This window comes from Shewanella sp. 10N.286.51.B7 (assembly GCF_002873615.1).
GTDB lineage: Bacteria > Pseudomonadota > Gammaproteobacteria > Enterobacterales > Shewanellaceae > Shewanella > Shewanella electrodiphila.
The window spans coordinates 107,999-126,958 of the sequence record NZ_MCUF01000021.1 but is presented as its reverse complement, the minus strand read 5'-3'; the positions used below and the strand labels follow the sequence as shown (position 1 = coordinate 126,958).

At 40.8% G+C, this 18,960-nt stretch carries 16 protein-coding genes; 2 read left to right on the top strand and 14 right to left on the bottom strand.

The genetic code is table 11. The annotated features are described in order from the left end of the window. Positions 1 to 31: 31 nt before the first annotated feature. The 14 genes from BCU84_RS04805 to rlmD all read right to left on the bottom strand — a co-directional run bounded on the left by BCU84_RS04805 (position 32) and on the right by rlmD (position 15,105). The gene (locus BCU84_RS04805) at positions 32 to 439 is read right to left on the bottom strand and encodes a hypothetical protein (protein ID WP_198589527.1); all 408 of its coding nucleotides are present in this window, start codon (positions 437 to 439) and stop codon (positions 32 to 34) included. A gap of 76 nt (positions 440 to 515) precedes the next feature. Continuing rightward, the gene (gene rpoS, locus BCU84_RS04800) at positions 516 to 1,493 is read right to left on the bottom strand and encodes an RNA polymerase sigma factor RpoS (protein ID WP_102526961.1); all 978 of its coding nucleotides are present in this window, start codon (positions 1,491 to 1,493) and stop codon (positions 516 to 518) included. A 77-nt stretch (positions 1,494 to 1,570) separates the two neighbouring features. Further along, the gene (locus BCU84_RS04795) at positions 1,571 to 2,461 is read right to left on the bottom strand and encodes a peptidoglycan DD-metalloendopeptidase family protein (RefSeq protein ID WP_102526960.1); all 891 of its coding nucleotides are present in this window, start codon (positions 2,459 to 2,461) and stop codon (positions 1,571 to 1,573) included. Positions 2,462 to 2,498: 37 nt separating this feature from the next. After that, entirely contained in the window at positions 2,499 to 3,134 is a 636-nt protein-coding gene (locus BCU84_RS04790; RefSeq protein ID WP_102526959.1) for a protein-L-isoaspartate(D-aspartate) O-methyltransferase, read from the bottom strand. Beyond that, a complete protein-coding gene (gene surE, locus BCU84_RS04785; RefSeq protein ID WP_102526958.1) occupies positions 3,131 to 3,880 on the bottom strand; it encodes a 5'/3'-nucleotidase SurE in 750 nt (249 codons plus the stop codon). The genes BCU84_RS04790 and surE overlap by 4 nt, the downstream gene beginning before the upstream one ends. Beyond that, complete coding sequence (locus BCU84_RS04780) at positions 3,877 to 5,040, bottom strand: tRNA pseudouridine(13) synthase TruD (protein WP_102526957.1); 1,164 nt, start codon at positions 5,038 to 5,040, stop codon at positions 3,877 to 3,879. The genes surE and BCU84_RS04780 overlap by 4 nt, the downstream gene beginning before the upstream one ends. 108 nt (positions 5,041 to 5,148) lie before the next feature. Continuing rightward, positions 5,149 to 5,631: a 2-C-methyl-D-erythritol 2,4-cyclodiphosphate synthase gene (gene ispF / locus BCU84_RS04775; protein ID WP_102526956.1), complete on the bottom strand. Its 483-nt coding sequence runs from the start codon at positions 5,629 to 5,631 to the stop codon at positions 5,149 to 5,151. An 81-nt stretch (positions 5,632 to 5,712) separates the two neighbouring features. Next, the gene (gene ispD, locus BCU84_RS04770; RefSeq protein WP_102526955.1) at positions 5,713 to 6,447 is read right to left on the bottom strand and encodes a 2-C-methyl-D-erythritol 4-phosphate cytidylyltransferase; all 735 of its coding nucleotides are present in this window, start codon (positions 6,445 to 6,447) and stop codon (positions 5,713 to 5,715) included. Between the two features lie 5 nt (positions 6,448 to 6,452). Then, the gene (gene ftsB / locus BCU84_RS04765) at positions 6,453 to 6,755 is read right to left on the bottom strand and encodes a cell division protein FtsB (protein WP_102526954.1); all 303 of its coding nucleotides are present in this window, start codon (positions 6,753 to 6,755) and stop codon (positions 6,453 to 6,455) included. A gap of 94 nt (positions 6,756 to 6,849) precedes the next feature. Further along, positions 6,850 to 8,151 carry a phosphopyruvate hydratase gene (eno, locus tag BCU84_RS04760; protein ID WP_102526953.1) on the bottom strand — a complete coding sequence of 434 codons (1,302 nt, stop codon included), beginning with the start codon at positions 8,149 to 8,151 and terminating at the stop codon, positions 6,850 to 6,852. Between the two features lie 233 nt (positions 8,152 to 8,384). Continuing rightward, positions 8,385 to 10,022 (bottom strand): CTP synthase, encoded by a 1,638-nt coding sequence (locus tag BCU84_RS04755; RefSeq protein WP_102526952.1) that lies wholly within the window; start codon positions 10,020 to 10,022, stop codon positions 8,385 to 8,387. 251 nt (positions 10,023 to 10,273) lie between these two features. After that, entirely contained in the window at positions 10,274 to 11,113 is an 840-nt protein-coding gene (mazG, locus tag BCU84_RS04750; RefSeq protein WP_102526951.1) for a nucleoside triphosphate pyrophosphohydrolase, read from the bottom strand. A 99-nt stretch (positions 11,114 to 11,212) separates the two neighbouring features. Continuing rightward, positions 11,213 to 13,420: a GTP diphosphokinase gene (gene relA, locus BCU84_RS04745; protein WP_102526950.1), complete on the bottom strand. Its 2,208-nt coding sequence runs from the start codon at positions 13,418 to 13,420 to the stop codon at positions 11,213 to 11,215. 302 nt (positions 13,421 to 13,722) lie between these two features. Continuing rightward, the gene (gene rlmD / locus BCU84_RS04740; protein WP_102526949.1) at positions 13,723 to 15,105 is read right to left on the bottom strand and encodes a 23S rRNA (uracil(1939)-C(5))-methyltransferase RlmD; all 1,383 of its coding nucleotides are present in this window, start codon (positions 15,103 to 15,105) and stop codon (positions 13,723 to 13,725) included. A gap of 101 nt (positions 15,106 to 15,206) precedes the next feature. On the opposite strand from rlmD, the gene barA reads away from it, so the two are divergent. Then, the gene (gene barA, locus BCU84_RS04735; protein WP_102526948.1) at positions 15,207 to 18,035 is read left to right on the top strand and encodes a two-component sensor histidine kinase BarA; all 2,829 of its coding nucleotides are present in this window, start codon (positions 15,207 to 15,209) and stop codon (positions 18,033 to 18,035) included. Next, the gene (locus BCU84_RS04730; RefSeq protein WP_102526947.1) at positions 18,028 to 18,639 is read left to right on the top strand and encodes a YjaG family protein; all 612 of its coding nucleotides are present in this window, start codon (positions 18,028 to 18,030) and stop codon (positions 18,637 to 18,639) included. The genes barA and BCU84_RS04730 overlap by 8 nt, the downstream gene beginning before the upstream one ends. Positions 18,640 to 18,960 lie beyond the last annotated feature (321 nt).

Genomic DNA, 18,960 nt, shown 5'->3' with positions numbered 1-18,960 from the left:
GGCTTTTTAATCTGAAGATTTGCTTTAACTATTAGTTTTCAAGTGATTTTAATCCACTCGTATCAACACCTTTCATAACTTCTCTCTCTAACGCGTGTTGCTCAGCTAGCTCATTAGTCTTTTTCTGCTGCTGTAAATTTTGTTGCTCAATGCTCATTCTTACCTGACGCTGTATCGATTCTTGCTCAGTTTCACATTGACGAAATCCATCAGACCAACCTTGAGCATAATCTGTTTCATTATTAAAACGGGTTACATCCTTTTTAAATTGATCAAATAAGCTGCCCCCAGCTTTATTTCCGCTATCACAACCATCCTGAAAACCATCGGCATAAGCTAAAGGGTAACCTTGCTCGACCATACTATCGCGAGTACTTTGACAAGCTGTAATAATTAATAAGCTCAATGGAATTAATAATAGAATAATTTTACTTTTCATCTTAAACCTCCAGTTTCTGAACATTCAGGCAATAAAAAAGGGCATTAATGCCCTTATTTCACTATATTTCAAAGCACTAGCTTCTAAATAATGCTTCTACTGACAAGCCTTGAGCCCCTAAAACGTCTTTCAATCTTTTTAATGCTTCAACTTGAATTTGACGCACACGTTCACGCGTTAAGCCAATTTCAGCACCCACATTTTCTAGTGTAGAAGGTTCATAACCCAGTAATCCAAAACGTCTCGCTAATACTTCTCTTTGTTTAGTATTTAGCTCGTTTAACCATCCTACAATTGAATGAGATAAATCTTCATCTTGTACTTTATAATCTGGCCCAACTGAATCATCATCAGCAATGACATCAAGTAAGGCTTTGTCATTATCGCCACCTAACGGTGTATCTACTGAGGTAATTTTTTCGTTCAGCTTTAACATGCGGCTTACATCGCTGGTAGAGACATCTAAAGTGTCAGCAATTTCTTCTGCCGTTGGCTCATGATCAAGTTTTTGAGCTAGCTGTCTTGCGGTACGTAAGTACACATTAAGCTCTTTAACGACATGAATAGGTAAACGAATGGTGCGGGTTTGATTCATGATAGCTCTTTCGATGGTTTGTCTAATCCACCAAGTCGCATAAGTTGAAAAACGGAATCCTCGCTCTGGGTCAAATTTTTCGACCGCGCGAATAAGCCCAAGATTACCTTCTTCAATAAGATCAAGTAACGCTAAGCCTCGGTTGTTATACCTTCTGGCAATTTTGACAACCAAGCGTAAATTACTTTCTATCATGCGGTTACGAGACTTCTCGCAGCCTTTGAGTGCTTTACGTGAAAAGAAGACTTCTTCTTCTGCACTAAGCAAAGGGGAAAAACCGATCTCACCTAGATATAGCTGAGTGGCGTCAAGATTCTTTTGCAAATCATCTTGAACTTGTTGATCAATATCGGATTGCTGCCCTTCTTTGGCTTTTCCTGCCTTCGGCGCAACCTCTTGTGGTTGTGTGGCTAAATCCATAAGCTCTACTGCGACTGCAGCGTTGTTTTTTTGGCTCATATGGTGCTCTCCCAAACCTGGTAAATTTAAGTAACTAGTGCACTTGCCTATCCTCCGTTTTAATGTGAACTAAACAGTTAACGTTTAGGTAAATAGTTTAATGGGTTTACTGACTTACCATGGAGACGTATCTCAAAATGAAGCATCACCTGGTTGGCCCCTGTACTACCCATTTTCGCAACTGTCTGTCCGGCATTTACATATTGCTTTTCTTTGACCAATATTGAATCTGCATGAGCATATGCACTTAAAAAATCATCGTTATGTTTGATAATCACCAAATTGCCATAACCACGAAGCGCATTACCAGCATAAACAACTCTTCCATCAGCAGCGGCTTTAATGATATCGCCACGTGTACCTGCAACCTTAATACCTTGGTTGCCCTGCTGCGCTGTAGAGAAATACCCTATTATCTTGCCTTTATTCGGCCAGTTCCACTTACTTACTTTATCAGGTAAGCCTGAAACAGGATTTTTCGCTACTTGAACCGTCTTTTCTGGGGTAGTTTTTACAGAATACGCAGGCTTCGCTTTGTGATCAAGCTCTTTTTTTGTACTGTTTTTGTTAGCTGTGGCATTTGCTTGTTTTGTTACTGTGGTTTGTTTTGGCACAGTTTTCTTTACTGGCTTGGGTTTGGCGTTCGCTACAGCAACCGATTTAGATGTGGATTTAACCGTTGTAGGCTTGTAGAGTTTTAAGGTCTGACCAGGGTAGATGGTATATGGCGCTTTGAGCTTATTATAAGCCGCAATATCATTAAAATCTTTACCCGCTCCCCATGAGATAGAGTAAAGAGTATCACCTCGTTTGACTTTATAGCTTCCAGAAGTAATTGAGCCTTTATTATATTTAGGGCCTGCAGAGGAGGAAATGCTTTGCACAGGCGCAGGTGTATGAGCTTGAAAGCTACAGCCTGATAAAAAACTCACGAATAAAAAGACATACAACCAATTGTGATACTTCAATCACTCTCTCCAGCTAAGATGGGAAATATCACCCTAATTAAGCAAGTTCACCATTAATTAATGGCACAAATTTAACAGCTTCAATGATTTGCGAGTTAAACTCATTATTTTGACGGGTTATTTTTAATAGCTGCTGTGAATCCTCACCTACTGGTATCACTAACACACCGCCTTCAGATAACTGGGTTAATAAAGCCTCAGGTACTGATGCCGCCGCAGCAGTAACCATAATCGCGTCAAATGGCGCTTTATTTTGCCAGCCCTTCCAACCATCACCGTATTTAAACGATACGTTATGTAAGTCTAAGCGCTTTAATCTTTGTCGCGCTTGGATTTGCAGTGCTTTGATCCGTTCAATTGTACATAGCTGCGGTACAAGTTGGGCTAAGATAGCCGCTTGATAACCAGAACCCGTACCAATTTCCAACACTTTAACGGGATTATGTTGCAGGAGTAATTCGGTCATTCGCGCGACTATATATGGCTGAGATATCGTTTGCCCTTGGCCAATTGGAAGTGCTGTATTCTCATAAGCTTTATGGGCAAGAGCACCATCTAAGAACAACTCTCTTGGCGTATTAGACACAGCCTCTAATACGGCGCTATTGCTGATGCCTGCTTCATGCAGTTTTCTCGCTAAATTGATAGCTACAGTTGAGGCTACCTGACTCATAATTTGTTTATCCAGTTCTCTAGACCAGCAAGCTGGTTATATGCAGTTAAATCGACGGTTAGCGGCGTAATGGACACGTAACCTTGTTCAACTGTACCAAAGTCAGTATCTGCGCTCGCATCTTGTTCTTTTCCTGGCGGGCCAAGCCAATAGATATCACGCCCAGCAGGATCTTGGGCTTTGATCATTCCTTCAGCTTTATGTCTTGAACCTAAACGAGTGACTTTCATGCCCTTTATTTGCTCTAAAGGTAAGTCAGGAACATTTACATTCAAAATCTGATCGCTATCAATCGGGTGTTCAAGTAGTCCTTGGACAATTTTAGCGGCATATATTGCGGCGCTTCGATAATGGATAAGTTCTTTACCCACAAGGGAGATTGCAATAGCAGGTAACCCCAAGAAACGACCTTCAGTTGCTGCGGCAACAGTGCCAGAATAAAGGGTATCATCACCCATGTTAGCGCCAGCATTAATGCCTGAAACAACAATATCAGGCTCAATTTCGCACAGCTCTCTAATCGCTAAATGAACACAATCAGATGGCGTTCCATTAACTGCAATATAACCATTCTCTAAGTTATTAATTCTTAATGGATTAGTCAAGGTCAAAGAATTACTTGCGGCTGAACAATTACGATCAGGTGCGACAACCGTAATATTCGCAATTTGGGCTAATTCTTCAGCTAACGCTTTAATCCCTGGTGCTGTTACACCGTCATCATTACTGACAAGTATATTAATCACGAGTTAGACTCTTGGTTCGTTGCTGTAGCTTCGGCAAGTTTTTGTTGCTGTATCAGTGCATTTTGCTCAGCAACCATCTGTTGACGTTGCACTTCTTGCACATCTTGATAATCCAGTAACTCGCGAAGAACGGATGTCGCGTAACTTCCTGCAGGTAAAATAAATTCGATAACTAAACTGTCCTGTTCAAATCGATACTTCATTGCTTGTGGCTTAAGCAATAATGGGCGGCGTTCCTGTTCTAGACCTGCTTGTTCAAGACCGGTTAAATCTTGGGTTAGCTCTGCTAATGCAGTTTGTTCTACTAACGCTGCATCAGCTTGAGGAAGTACCGAGCCTCGTCCCCACAATGGCGCAGATAATTGAATATCATTATCAGACAAACGCTTTAACGTTGCTGGATCCCACTTTTCAGCCACAAAAAAGCTTTTACTACCTGCAAGCATAACGCAATCTCCCGTAAGGGGCGCAACACTGTGATGGTGTAATCGATAAGAAACTACCTGATTAAATACATTCGATCTTACAGCCGATAAATAGATACTACGCTTTTTGCGATCCTTCACTTTTTTACCAGCCAGCATTTGTTGACCAAAGATTAAGTTTTTACCTTGATGGCCAAAACGTTGTTCACCAAAGTAATTAGGAACGCCAGTTTCCATGACTTGTTGAATGCGCTTTTCAAGGGCATCTTTATCTGACACATTACGTAATGTCAGCTCAAAGCGATTACCTAATAATGCACCGATGCGTAATTTTTTACTGTGTCGCTGACTAGACAGAATCGTCAATCGAGTTTGATTCTGATGAGTTTCATCATTGACATTCCCAACAGAAACTTCATCAACAGGCGTTGATAATGATTGCCAATCTGGGGTTTCTTTACCTGGTATGCGCACACCAAACCACTGCTCAGTCACTGCATTTCTGTCTTTTTGACCTGCATAAGTCACTTCTTTTTGATGCACTTTGGCAAACTTTGCTAGAATTTCAGCGACCTGATTTGTATTCAGGCCTTCTTTGCGAACATGGATCATATGATGCTCACCTTCGCCTGTTGGGCTAAAAGGCAGCATTTCCTTCACGATAAAATCACTATTAAAAGTGCGTAAATCTGCAGTGCAGGTGGGTTTATCAAAAAGGTAATGTAACGAACTCATGTTTTATTCTCAAAGTATGAAATCAATTTATAGTAAGCGGCTAACTCATCAAGCAAATGGCTAACTTACACAGATAAAAGTTTAAAAGGTAAATCTTAACGGGCAGGTTTATACCAGTTTATTCATTAAGACGACAGACTCAACCGCTATGCCTTCTTTACGGCCTGTAAATCCTAACTTTTCTGTAGTCGTGGCTTTAACGTTAATATTTTCAATATCGGTTTCTAAATCTTCTGCTAAACACATTCTTATCGCTTGAATATGCGGTAACATTTTCGGTGCTTGGGCAATAATAGTGACGTCGAGATTACCAATAACAAACTGTTTCTGTTTGGCTAGATTAAAACAATGCCTTAGTAATACACGGCTATCAGCTCCTGCAAATTCCGCATCGGTATCAGGGAAATGCTTACCAATATCCCCCATTGCCATGGCACCGAGAATCGCATCTGAAATAGCGTGCAAAACAACATCACCATCAGAGTGGGCTATTAAGCCTGTCTCATACGGAACTGTAACGCCGCCAAGAATCAGTGGCTTATCACCACCAAACTTATGTACGTCAAACCCATGGCCAATTCGAATATTCATTATCTTAGATTACCGTTTATTATATGACTGTTATTGCACAATATTTTTATGAATTAACTATTATTAATTAACTCAGCCTATTCAAACCGACTGAATGTTGGCTAAAAACAACTTAGCCAATTGTAAATCGTCAGGATGTGTAACCTTTATATTATCAGCTCTACCTGATACTAACCCAGGATTTACACCCGCCCATTCCATAGCACTGGCTTCATCAGTAATTTGTACGCCTTGCTCAAGTGCTGCTACTAAGTTGTTCTTAAGTTGCTGACAAGGAAATAACTGCGGTGTTAAGGCATGCCATAGGTTTTCTCGACACACAGTTTCTGCAACTTGAGCTGAGTTGGCCTCTTTAGCAACGATACTTCTTTTCATCGTATCTCGAACTGGCATGGCCAATATTGCACCTTGAGGGTGATGCTGGCGAGAGTGTAGAAGCTTATCGATATCAGTTTGAGTCAGGCAAGGTCTTGCTGCGTCATGCACTAACGCCCATGTATCATCCGTTGCATTTACTTGATTAACGCTTAGTTCGTTTAAGGCTGCAAGAACAGAATCAGCACGTTCATTCCCACCAATCACGGTCATGACTTTCGCATGATTAGCTTGGCTAAGGTTAGCAAAAAACTCGTCTTCGGGATGCAGTGCTACAATGACTTTACTGATATTTGGATGCGAAATTAAACTGTCTAACGTGTGGGCTAAAATAGTTTGTTCACCGAGCATTAGATATTGTTTGGGAATAGATGCGCCCATTCTGGCGCCAATACCTGCCGCAGGTACAATTGCTACAACTGATTGCTTTGCAGAATTCATATAAATTACTGACCGAAAGTTGAATTGTTACGGGGGTTATTTCCAACAACGCGATAAAAAGTCTCACCTTCTTTGACCATACCCAGCTCGTTACGAGCACGCTCTTCAATGGCTTCAGTGCCACTTTTTAGATCGATAATTTCGGCTTTAAGCACTTGGTTACGGGCGATGAGTTTATCGTTGCTTTCTTGCTGACTGGCAATCTGCTTTTGCAGATTCATATACTGGGAAAGATTGTTCTCGCCTAACCAAAGTCGATACTGCAACAAGCCTACTAAGATAATCAGTAATAGTAAAAGTCGTTTCATAAATCGGTTATCAGCGATAATTATTAGTAATAGTAACGCTATAGTACAACAAAAAAGGCCACCTAGTGGTGGCCTTTTTAAGATTTAGTAAAGATTAAGCTTGGCCTTTCACTTCTTTAAGACCGTTGTAAGGTGCTTTTTCACCTAATGCTTCTTCGATACGAAGTAGTTGGTTGTACTTAGCAACACGGTCACTACGGCTTAAAGAACCCGTTTTGATTTGACCAGCAGCAGTACCAACAGCTAAATCAGCAATGGTTGCGTCTTCAGTTTCACCACTACGGTGAGAAATAACAACAGTGAAGCCTGCATCTTTAGCCATTTTGATTGCTGCTAAAGTTTCAGTCAGTGAACCGATTTGGTTGAACTTAATTAAGATTGAGTTAGCAATACCGTTATCGATACCACGTTTTAAAATCTTAGTGTTCGTTACGAATAAATCGTCACCAACCAATTGGATTTTGTCACCCATCAATTTAGTTTGATGTGCAAAACCTTCCCAATCAGACTCATCTAGACCGTCTTCAATAGAAACAATTGGGTATTCTTTCGTCAAATCTTGTAAGAAGTAGTTAAACTCTTCTGAAGTGAATTTCTTACCTTCACCTTTAAGATCGTAGATATTTGCTTCTTTATCAAAGAACTCTGATGCAGCACAATCCATCGCTAAGGTGATGTCTTTGCCTAGCTCGTAGCCAGCATTAGCAACAGCCACTTTAATTGCAGCTAAAGCAGATGCATTTGATGGAAGGTTTGGTGCGAAACCACCTTCATCACCCACAGCTGTAGAGTGACCATCAGCTTTAAGTACTTTCGCTAAACTATGGAATACTTCAGCACCCATACGTAAACCTTCGCGGAAATTAGCTGCGCCAACCGGTTGAATCATAAATTCTTGGATATCTACGCTGTTATCAGCATGCTCACCACCATTGATGATATTCATCATAGGTAATGGCATAGAGTAAACACCTGGAGTGCCGTTTAAGTCAGCAATATGTGCGTATAAAGGAACTTTCTTTGAAATTGCTGCTGCTTTAGCTGCAGCTAAAGATACTGCTAAGATAGCGTTTGCGCCAAACTTAGCTTTGTTTTCAGTGCCATCTAGGTCAATCATGATTTGGTCAAGTTCAGCTTGAGCCAATGCATCTTTACCTTTTAGCGCTTCTGCGATTGGGCCATTAACGGCTTCAACCGCTTTTAATACACCTTTACCTAAGTAACGCGCTTTATCGCCATCACGTAATTCTAACGCTTCACGAGAACCAGTAGATGCACCTGATGGTGCTGCAGCCATACCGATAGAACCATCTGCAAGATGCACTTCAGCTTCAACCGTTGGGTTACCGCGTGAATCCATGATTTCGCGACCAATGACATTAATAATGTTAGCCATAACTTCCTCGATAAATGTAAGATAAAATTAAAATAGAAAATCAATACCATTAATCAGCAACATTCTTAGTATTGAAGATTGATTATTGGTATTTCACTTTCAGTTTGGTAATTAACTGTCAATTTGATGCATAGCATAGACCTATTATCTTGATGCTTCAACTATCAAAGTACCAAGTTGGAATCTGCCATGAAAAAAAAGCCATTGATGGAGTCATCAATGGCTTTCGTTATTTAGCTTGCTTCACCTTTTTGATGCGCTGCAGCTGCTGCTACAAAGCCTTCAAATAAAGGGTGACCATCACGTGGTGTTGAGGTGAACTCTGGGTGGAATTGACCTGCAACAAACCAAGGGTGGTTTGGTAACTCAATCATTTCGACGAGCTTGCGATCAGATGATAAACCACTGAATATCAGTCCCGCTTTCTCTAAACGCTCAACGTAGTTGTTGTTCACTTCAAAACGGTGACGATGACGCTCAACACAAGTATTCGAGTTATAAGCTGCAGCAGCTTTTGTGCCTTCAGCTAAATGACATAGCTGGGCACCTAAACGCATTGTGCCGCCTAAGTCAGACTCTTCATGGCGAGTTTCAACATTACCTTCTTCATTGATCCACTCAGTGATCAAACCAATCACTGGGTGCTCAGTTTTAGAGTTAAACTCAGTAGAATGGGCATCTTCAAGTTTAGCAACATGACGAGCAAACTCGATAAGCGCAACTTGCATACCTAAACAAATACCGAAGTAAGGAATGTTGTTTTCACGTGCGTACTGAGCCGCAAAAATCTTACCTTCAACGCCACGCTCACCGAAACCACCAGGAACCAAAATGCCGTCTAAGCCAGTTAAGACTTCTGCACCTTTGGCTTCAACAGTTTGTGAGTCTACATATTGAATGTTTACTGTAACGCGGTTTTTTAGACCTGCATGTTTTAATGCTTCATTAACTGACTTATATGCATCAGGTAATTCAATGTATTTACCCACCATACCAATGGTGATTTCACCAGTTGGGTTAGCTTCTTGGTAAATAACATTTTCCCATTCTGATAAATCAGCTTCTTTACAATCAATGCCAAAACGCTTGATCACTAATTCATCAAGGCCTTGTGAGCGAAGTAAAGCTGGGATCTTGTAGATACTGTCTACATCTTTTAATGAAATAACCGCTTTTTCTTCTACATTACAGAATAACGAGATTTTCGCTTTTTCGTTTGCAGGAATTGCGCGGTCACCACGACAAACTAAAACGTCTGGTGCGATACCAATTGAGCGTAACTCTTTTACAGAGTGCTGTGTTGGCTTGGTTTTAATTTCACCCGCAGCGCCCAAGAATGGCACTAAGGTTAAATGCATGAATAAAGTGCGATCACGTCCTAGCTCAGCACTTAATTGACGAATAGACTCTAAGAAAGGTAGTGATTCAATATCACCCACTGTGCCACCGATTTCTACGATAGCAACATCATGGCCTTCACCACCTTCAAGCACTTTTTCTTTAATCGCATTAGTAATATGCGGGATGACCTGAATAGTTGCGCCTAAATAGTCACCACGACGCTCTTTACGAAGCACTTGCTCATAAATACGGCCTGTAGTGAAGTTATTACGACGATTCATTTTGGTGCGAATAAAACGTTCGTAATGGCCTAAATCTAAATCAGTTTCAGCACCGTCTTCAGTAACGAAAACTTCACCATGCTGAGTTGGACTCATGGTTCCTGGATCAACGTTAATGTATGGGTCCAGTTTCATAATGGTTACATTGAGGCCACGCGCCTCTAAAATTGCTGCTAGAGATGCTGCTGCAATGCCTTTACCTAGTGATGAAACAACGCCACCAGTTACGAAGATATACCTTGTAGTCATGCTGAACCTGAGAATGTGAGTTTGAAAAATACGTGCTTGTAAGAAAGCACTAGGACGGGGCGACATTCTACCAAATTAGCCCGATAACAACAAACAATAAACTCATAAAATTGCGTTAATAACGTTTAATTAGCCAACAGCTTCATTCAATGCGATTTTTAGCTTATTAACATAACCACAGTTATCGCTACAATGCGATTAAACCAACTAACAATGAAGTCACCATTAGCATCAGCTTTACTTTGCAAAAGTTATTTTGCTTTTTCCTGCTGTTTAACCTTGTCCCAGTATGCATCTAGCTCTTCTAAAGAATGTTCATCGATTGATTTACCACTTTGCTCGGCACACGCTTCTACGCCTCGAAAACGTCGTTCAAATTTTTGATTAGCTTGTCTTAAGGCTTGTTCTGGCTCTACGCCTAAATGCCTTGCCATGTTTGCAACGGCAAATAACAGATCGCCAATTTCATCAACCACTCGCTCGTGGTACTTTTCTGGCTCAGTATTAAGGTGCTTTGCTTCTTCCATCACCTCATCTATTTCTTCGTGCACTTTCGCCACCACAGGCGCTAAATCAGGCCAATCAAACCCGACCTTGGCGACCCTTTTTTGAATCTTAATTGCGCGGTTCATTGCGGGTAGAGTGACAGGAATATCAGCCAATAATGAAAACTGCTGTTTTTGCTCTCGCTCAGACTGCTTTATCGCATCCCAAGATTGTTTAACCTTTTCAGCACTTACAAGAGCAGAATCTGTATTATCAGTAGGAAACACATGAGGGTGACGCCTCGTCAGCTTGTCACAAATCTTCTCGACCACGGTTGAAAAGTCAAACATGCCCTGCTCTTTCGCTAACTGACAATAAAACACCACTTGAAATAACAAATCACCTAATTCATCAGGTAAGGAGTCAAAGTCAGCTTGTTCGATTGCATCTGCAACTTCATATGCTTCTTCGAGGGTAAAAGGCACTATCGTCTTAAAGTTTTGCTGCTTGTCCCATGGGCAACCAGTTTCAGGATCACGCAGCTTTTCCATGATGGTTAAAAGCGGTTGGATAATATTGTCAGTTTTCGATTGGCCTTTTGGCATGGGGAAATATCCAATTAATGAGCGGGATTAAACAAAAAGGTGGTAAACCTAATGATTTACCACCTCAATTAACAACGAACTTATTACAAGCTTTAATCTTTATAGACGTCTTGCTTCTATTACGCCTTCAATTTGGCCAAGCTTAACTAATATACGGGACAAGCCATCGAGATTATAAAGCTCAAGCTCCAGATCTACCGCTGCAGTTTGATTCTTTTCATCTGATGTAGAGCTCATCGCCATCACATTCGACTTTTCTGCTGCCAACACGGTAGTCACATCACGTAATAAACCGCTTCTGTCATGGGCACTGACTTGCACTTTAATCCGATAACCACCAGAATAATTCTCGCCCCACACCACTTCAACACTTCTTTCTGGATGAGCGCGCATTAACTCTTTCACTTGTGCGCAATCACTGCGGTGAACCGACACGCCGCGTCCCATTGTTATATAGCCGAAGATTTCATCACCAGGAACCGGTTTACAACAGCTGGCAATATGGCTGAGTAGATTACCCACACCATTCACTTCAACTTGCCCCTTACCTTTACGAGGCGCTCTGGTATGCGAGCGTTTAATGATTTCTTCAACAATTTCTTGCTCTGAATTTGGCTCTTTACGCAAGCTGGTTTCAATAAAGTTAACCACTTGATTAAGACGTAAATCGCCACCGCCAATCGCTGCTAACATGTCATCCATACTGTTCATGTTAAATCGTTCTACCGCGACTTGAGCATCTTTAATTTTTAACGATACTCGCGTCAATTCAGCTTCAAGTAATTCTTTACCTGCAACCATATTTTTATCGCGATCTTGTTGCTTGAACCAATGTTGGATTTTAGAGCGAGAACGCGACGACTTAATGTAGCCTAAATTAGGGTTTAACCAATCACGTTTTGGGTTAGGGTGCTTTGAGGTAATAATTTCAATGCGTTCACCCGTTTCGACTTGATAAGTAAACGGCACGATACGACCATCCACTTTAGCGCCAATGCACTTATGTCCCACATGCGAGTGAATATAATAAGCAAAATCAAGCACCGTTGACCCTAGCGGTAAATCAACCACTTCGCCATTAGGGGTAAAAACATATGCTCGGTCCTCAAAAACCTGACTACGTACTTCTTCAACTAAATTACCGGTTTCAGCAACATCTTCTTGCCAGAGTAAAATTTTACGTAACCAGTTAATTTTCTCTTCATAGCCACTTTGCTTACCACCAGCTGTGCCTTCTTTATACTTCCAGTGCGCTGCAACGCCAAGCTCAGCATCTTGGTGCATGGCTTCTGTACGGATTTGGATTTCGACCGTTTTACCTTCAGGGCCTACGACGACGGTATGAATTGACTGGTAACCATTGGGTTTAGGATTAGCCACATAGTCATCAAATTCACGTGGGATATGATGCCAAAGCGTATGAACGACACCTAATGCGCCATAACAATCCTGAAGTCGGTCTGTGACAATACGCACTGCACGTACATCAAACAGTTCATCGAACTTAAGATCTTTGCCTTTCATTTTGCGCCAGATACTGTAGATATGCTTTGGACGGCCATAGACCTTAGCGCGGATCTGATCAGCATCTAATCGCTCTTGTAACTGGGTCACAAATTTATCGACAAATACTTCCCTGTCGACACGCTTACCGTCGAGTTGTTTCGCAATATCTTTATAGACAACGGGGTGAAGATAGCGAAATGAGATATCTTCTAACTCCCATTTAAGTTGACCTATACCCAATCGGTTTGCCAATGGCGCATAAATGTCTGCGACTTCACGGGCTACAAGCACACGCGTTTCTTCATCGACATTTTTAATTTCTCGAAGTAAACGCAAACGCTCAGCAAGTTTTATCACTACAGCACGAACATCCTCTACCATTGCCAAAAGCATTTTTCGGATATTGTCTATTTGCGGCTCTGCAGTACGAGAATCTTGGCTGACTTTTAATGCCCCAATCGCTTCCATTGTCACCACACTGGCGACAAGCTTACCTAAATTTTTACCGAATTTTTCTTCAATATCTTCAATCGACAAAATGCCTTCATCATGCACGATGAATAACAAAGAGGCTTGGAGCGTTTCGATGTCCATGTTTAAAGGCGCAAGGATTTCGACCATTTCGCGAGCACGATCTAATAAACCGCGATGTACATCAGGTGAAGGAGTTGGCAGCGCATCTAACTGTTTAATAAGATCCAGCAACATTTGGGCTTCCTCGGCATTATCAATATAACGCGTCACCCATTCGTCGATATTGAAATCGGCTGAATTAAAATGTGCTTCTCGAACTGAGACCATAATTAACTTCCTTATTGGTACCTAATTGCTACCAGTACTAACAAACCAGCTTAAAAGTTCAATAAACTGGTTATTGCAGATGCGCTCTACATTATTACAAAAGAATCATCTTGAATGTTCAGTAATCTATGTCAAATTATTATTAATCATTTTACAAATTCTTACTTAAAAAACCGATATCAGTACAATGTTTCATCGTTTTCTAGTTAAAACAAGATTAGCGTATATCAGATATCAATAATAAAGCATCAAGTTACTAACGAATGTTCTACAGGCAACACATAGTACACCTAAGCGATGATTCACTTTATTTCGAACAAGGCCATGGCTTCAATATGATGTGTTTGAGGAAACATATCGAGCATCATCAATTGTTTTAATTTATAGCCTTGTTCTATCAATACTTGGCTGTCTCTGGCTAAACTTGCTGGATTACACGACACATAAACGACCTTCTTAGGCTTCATTTTAGAAAGCCATTGTAAACTTTCATATGCCCCTGCTCTGGCAGGATCAAGCAGTAACTTATCGATACGTCCAAGCCATGATGCTTCTGATAAATCAGCGCTCAAATCGGCATGAAAGAAACTTAAGTTGGTTAAATTATTATCCAGTGCATTTTGTTTTGCTTGAGCCACCATTTCAGGTACGCCTTCAACACCAATAACATCTGCAGCTTTGGTAGCCAGTGGCAAACTAAAGTTACCAACACCACAAAATAAATCTAAAATACGCTCATTCGCTTGGGGGGCTAGCCATTCAATAGCTTGCGCAACCATTCGTTGATTAATATCAGCATTAACCTGAACAAAATTACCTGGGCTAAAGCGGCAATCCACTTGCCCATCAGCTAAACTGTATTGTGGCAACTCAATTCCTGCTTGGTCTGATGCCGTATCATCTGAAGCAGTATTTGACGGCACTGAATATAACCCATGAACTTGACTATCATTATCTTGCACAAGCAAGTTAATGTTATGCGATGCGGCGAAATCAATCAGTAATTGCTCATCAGCGGGTTTTAATGCTTTAGTTATTCGCAATACAGCAAACAAACCGTTCTCAGCTTCTGTGAGTTCTAAATGGCCTAAGGTCGTTTTAGCCTGTAATTGATTGAGCAGTTCTGTAAACGGTGTAATTAATGCTGATAGAGGCTTAGCAAGTACGTCACACTGTTTAATTTGAACAATGTCACTGCTATTAGCAGCCCGAAACCCTAGTTGTAATTTCTTGGTTTTTTTATCAAATAATGTCGCTAAACGAGCACGACGTCGATAATGCCACTCTTCACCGATGACGGCGTCAGCTACCATCGTTGAATCGACATTAATGGCCAATTTACTCATTAAATTGGTTAACGCTAATTGTTTATGGTCACGCTGTGCTTCTATGTCCATATGCTGTAAATCACAGCCTCCACATTGCTGATAATGTGGGCATTTAGCGTTTACGCGATGAGGTGCTGATTTATCAACCTTAAATAATTTGGCCTTGGCATATTTTTTCTTTTGCTCAGTCAATTGAGCTGTCACTGTTTCACCAGGAAGCGCACCCGGTACAAACACGACTTTCCCGTTATGTTGTGCAATACCTGCACCGAGGTGATCGAGTTGTGTTACCGTTAAACTCAACTTTGCTGATAACTGCTTAGTCTTGTTTGGTTTTGCTTTAAAAAATTGCGCCATTTTGGCCTCTGGTTTTGAATAAATCACTAGTCAAGAGTGCTGTATTTCTGGCAATCTAGACAACATAATGAATAAAAGTCTTTAGGAATAATAACTTCACGATGAATACTGCTAACAACATGACCAAATACAGCCTCCGTTCTTGGGTGCTCGTACTTGCGTTAGCGCCTACTGTTATGGTGGGTATTCTACTTGGAAGTTACTTCACCATAAACCGTTTTTATGAACTTGAAGAAACCTTAATAGCCCAAGGTCGAAGTATTGTCGAACCTTTGGCCATTGCCAGTGAGTTTGGCTTAGCGACTGAAGACAGAGAAGCCAGCAAACGATTACTGGCAGCATCGCAGCTGAGTAACTCATCTTTAATTCATTCAATTGCGATTTTTGACAATGATAACCAATTATTCGTCACCTCCCATTATCACAAAGATTTTGAAAGTATGCGCTATACCAGAGCGCTTGAGTCACTGATTGCTAGTCAGTACGAAACCATTGATGACACTATGGTGATCCGTGTACCCATTATTTCCCATACTGGCATCAATCAACAAAATACCAATTATATCGCTACTGCTTCTCCTGCAAAAAACGTCCCCCCTACGATAACTAATGCTGAAGGTCAGCAGATCTTGGGCTATATCTCGATATTGTTGAATAAGGAAAACGCCTTACTCGAGCAGCATCGCGCTGCGATAGCGGCATTTGTCATCGTTTTGATTGGTGTGCAGTTGAACTTATTTTTCACGTTTAGATTAGTAAAACACGTTAACTACCCTATTACTGAAATGGTACGAGTGGTGGCTAAAATTCGCGAAGGCAAACTGGATACTCGATTAGATGGCCAGCTTATTGGCGAGCTTGATTTATTGAAACGTGGTATCAATGCCATGGCGAGCTCCTTATCTGAATACCACGATGAAATGCAGCAAAATATCGATCAAGCAACTTCTGATTTACGTGAAACCTTAGAACAAATTGAAATTCAAAACGTTGAATTAGACTTAGCTAAAAAACGCGCATTAGAAGCCAGCCGAATAAAATCAGAGTTCTTAGCAAACATGTCTCACGAGCTACGCACACCGCTTAATGGTGTGATTGGTTTCTCTAGGCAGTTAATCAAAACCCCTTTGCATTCAAGTCAGCTTGACTACATCAAAACCATTGAGCGCAGTGCCAGTAACTTACTCGGTATCATTAACGACATTCTTGATTTCTCTAAACTTGAAGCGGGTAAAATGGTGCTTGAGAAAATGCCATTTGCATTAAGAGAAACCATTTCTGAGACGGTCAGTATTGTATCGGGTAGCGCTCAAGAGAAAAAAATCGAATTAGTCATTGATATAGATGATAACGTACCAGAAAGTGTCAGTGGTGATGCCATGCGTGTTGGCCAAATCATGACAAACTTAATCGGCAACGCGATTAAATTTACCGACCAAGGTAGTGTGGTGTTAAAGATTCATCTTGTTGGCCAAAAAGATGAAAACATTACCTTACGTTGTGAAATCATAGATACCGGCATCGGTATTGATGAAAGCCAGCAAGAATATTTATTCCAGGCATTTGGTCAAGCTGACTCTTCAATCTCGCGACGCTTTGGCGGAACTGGGCTTGGGCTCGTCATTACCAAGCGCTTAATAAACCAAATGGGCGGTCAAATTGGGTTTACATCCACGCCGAACAAAGGGTCCACGTTCTGGTTTATGCTGCCGCTAGAACTTAGCCAATTCCATATTGGAGAAGTACTTCATTTAGACTCCCTTCGTGATAAAACGCTATTGTTGTTTGAAGCTCGTGAATTGACCCGAGATACGTTCAATCGTCGCTTTGAGGCATGGGGCTTACATTTAACTTCTGTAGGTCAAGTTAACCATTTAGCGTCAACACTTTCGTCAAGCAAAATTCATTACGACTATATTTTGATTAGTTGTCATGGCTTTAATGATAACGAACAATTACTCGAGTTCTTAAAAATTGCGAGAGAAAAAACGGCTTGCTTAGTTTTGCTCCATGACTGCATAGAACAACAAGAAATACTCAATCAGGCATTACGCCCTAATACTGATATTTTGATGAGCATGCCAATCAGTGACTATGATTTAGCCAATCAGCTTATCCATCCGCCAACCCAAACGGCATTATTAACAGAAGTTAGCCAAGAGGTTGTTTTCGAGCGCAAGAATTTAAGCGTGCTCGCTGTTGATGACAACATTGCCAACCTAAAACTCATCGACACATTGCTAAAAGAAATTGTCGTTAATGTCATTTCTGTCAATAACGGTGATGATGCGGTCAAATACGCTAAACAACAATCCTTTGATGTCATCTTTATGGACATTCAAATGCCTGGCACCGATGGCATTACTGCAACCAAATATATTCGCCAAGAGTCACAAAATAGAAATACGCCAATTATTGCGGTCACAGCTCACGCCATTGCGGAAGAACGAGAATTGATTTTAGGTAGTGGTATGGATGGTTATTTGCCAAAACCGATTGATGAAGCAGCGCTAAAGGGCGTGATTAATCGCTGGATCAATAAACCTAAGTTTACCCACTTTGATATGCACACCTTGAATTGGGAACTATGCTTAGCTCAAACCAATCAAAAACCAGACTTGGCAATTGAAATGCTGCAAATGCTTGTGGACTCATTACCTAGCACTATCATAGACATCGAAACCGCCATCAAAAATGCGGATCATCAACTCATGATACAAACGGTACACAAGTTACATGGCGCCAGTTGTTACTGCGGCGTGCCCAATACCCAAAAGCTTTGCCAAGAGATAGAATCATCACTGAAGAAAAAAATCAGCCTTGATGATCTAGAACCGGAAATACTAGAGTTACTTGACGAGCTAACTAAGGTAGAATCAGCAGCAAATCAAGTGATATCACAGTTATCAGCGGATGTTCCCAATGAGTAATCAACCCGGCTTTTTTAAACGTTTAAAAGCGTTATCTTTACCTCAAAAGCAATTATTTGCGACCGCACTTTGTCAGCGTATGCTGCCAAACTACCAACTTTTTTCTGAAGTATGTGAGTTTGGTGAGCCAAAAATGCTCAGCACTGTATTAGATTTGCTTTGGCAATCTCAGTACGATAAAAAGTTTAAATTTAACTACGATATCCATTTACAACGTCTTGAAGACAACACGCCTGAGCCAAGTGACTTTGAAGCATATGGTGTCTATCCAGCAATGGACGCAGCTGTGGCATTAACAACGCTTCTAGGCGGCATTCAAGGTAAAATAGAAGAAGATATTACTAACATCAGTAAGCTGTCTTCAAGCACTGTAGCCAATTATATCGAAGCAATCAGTGTTGAAGAACTTCAAGACGAGCTAAACGAAGAAGTAGTCGAAGAGTTTGTTTTCAATCATCCTGTTATGAAAGAAGAGAAAGAGCTTCAAGGGATGTTGTTGGATATTGTTGAAGCTAATCCAAAAATATCTGCTGAATTTATTAAAGAGTTACGCAAAGAAATTGTCGATGCTGGTGTATCAAATATTGGCATTAGCGCTCAGTAAATAGCTAAAAGTGACGCTGTTTAATCAGAGTTAATAGTGGGAGTGATGCCAGCAACACTCCCTTTACTTCTTTGAAGGTTTTTATCATCTAAAGTAAGACCTTAATCGCATTTTCTTTTACGTTATTTCAAGTAGACTCATTTAATAGAATCGAAATTAAAGGCTATGACTCATTCAACTTACAGCCAAAACTTCTTGTATTACCTACAAGCTATTGAAGGTTGCGCTCGATTAGTTTCACCTTAATATTTACAACATTATGATTGAGTATTTTATGCTTGAATCGCAAAACACTCACGACTAGCGCCTATCATTATCACT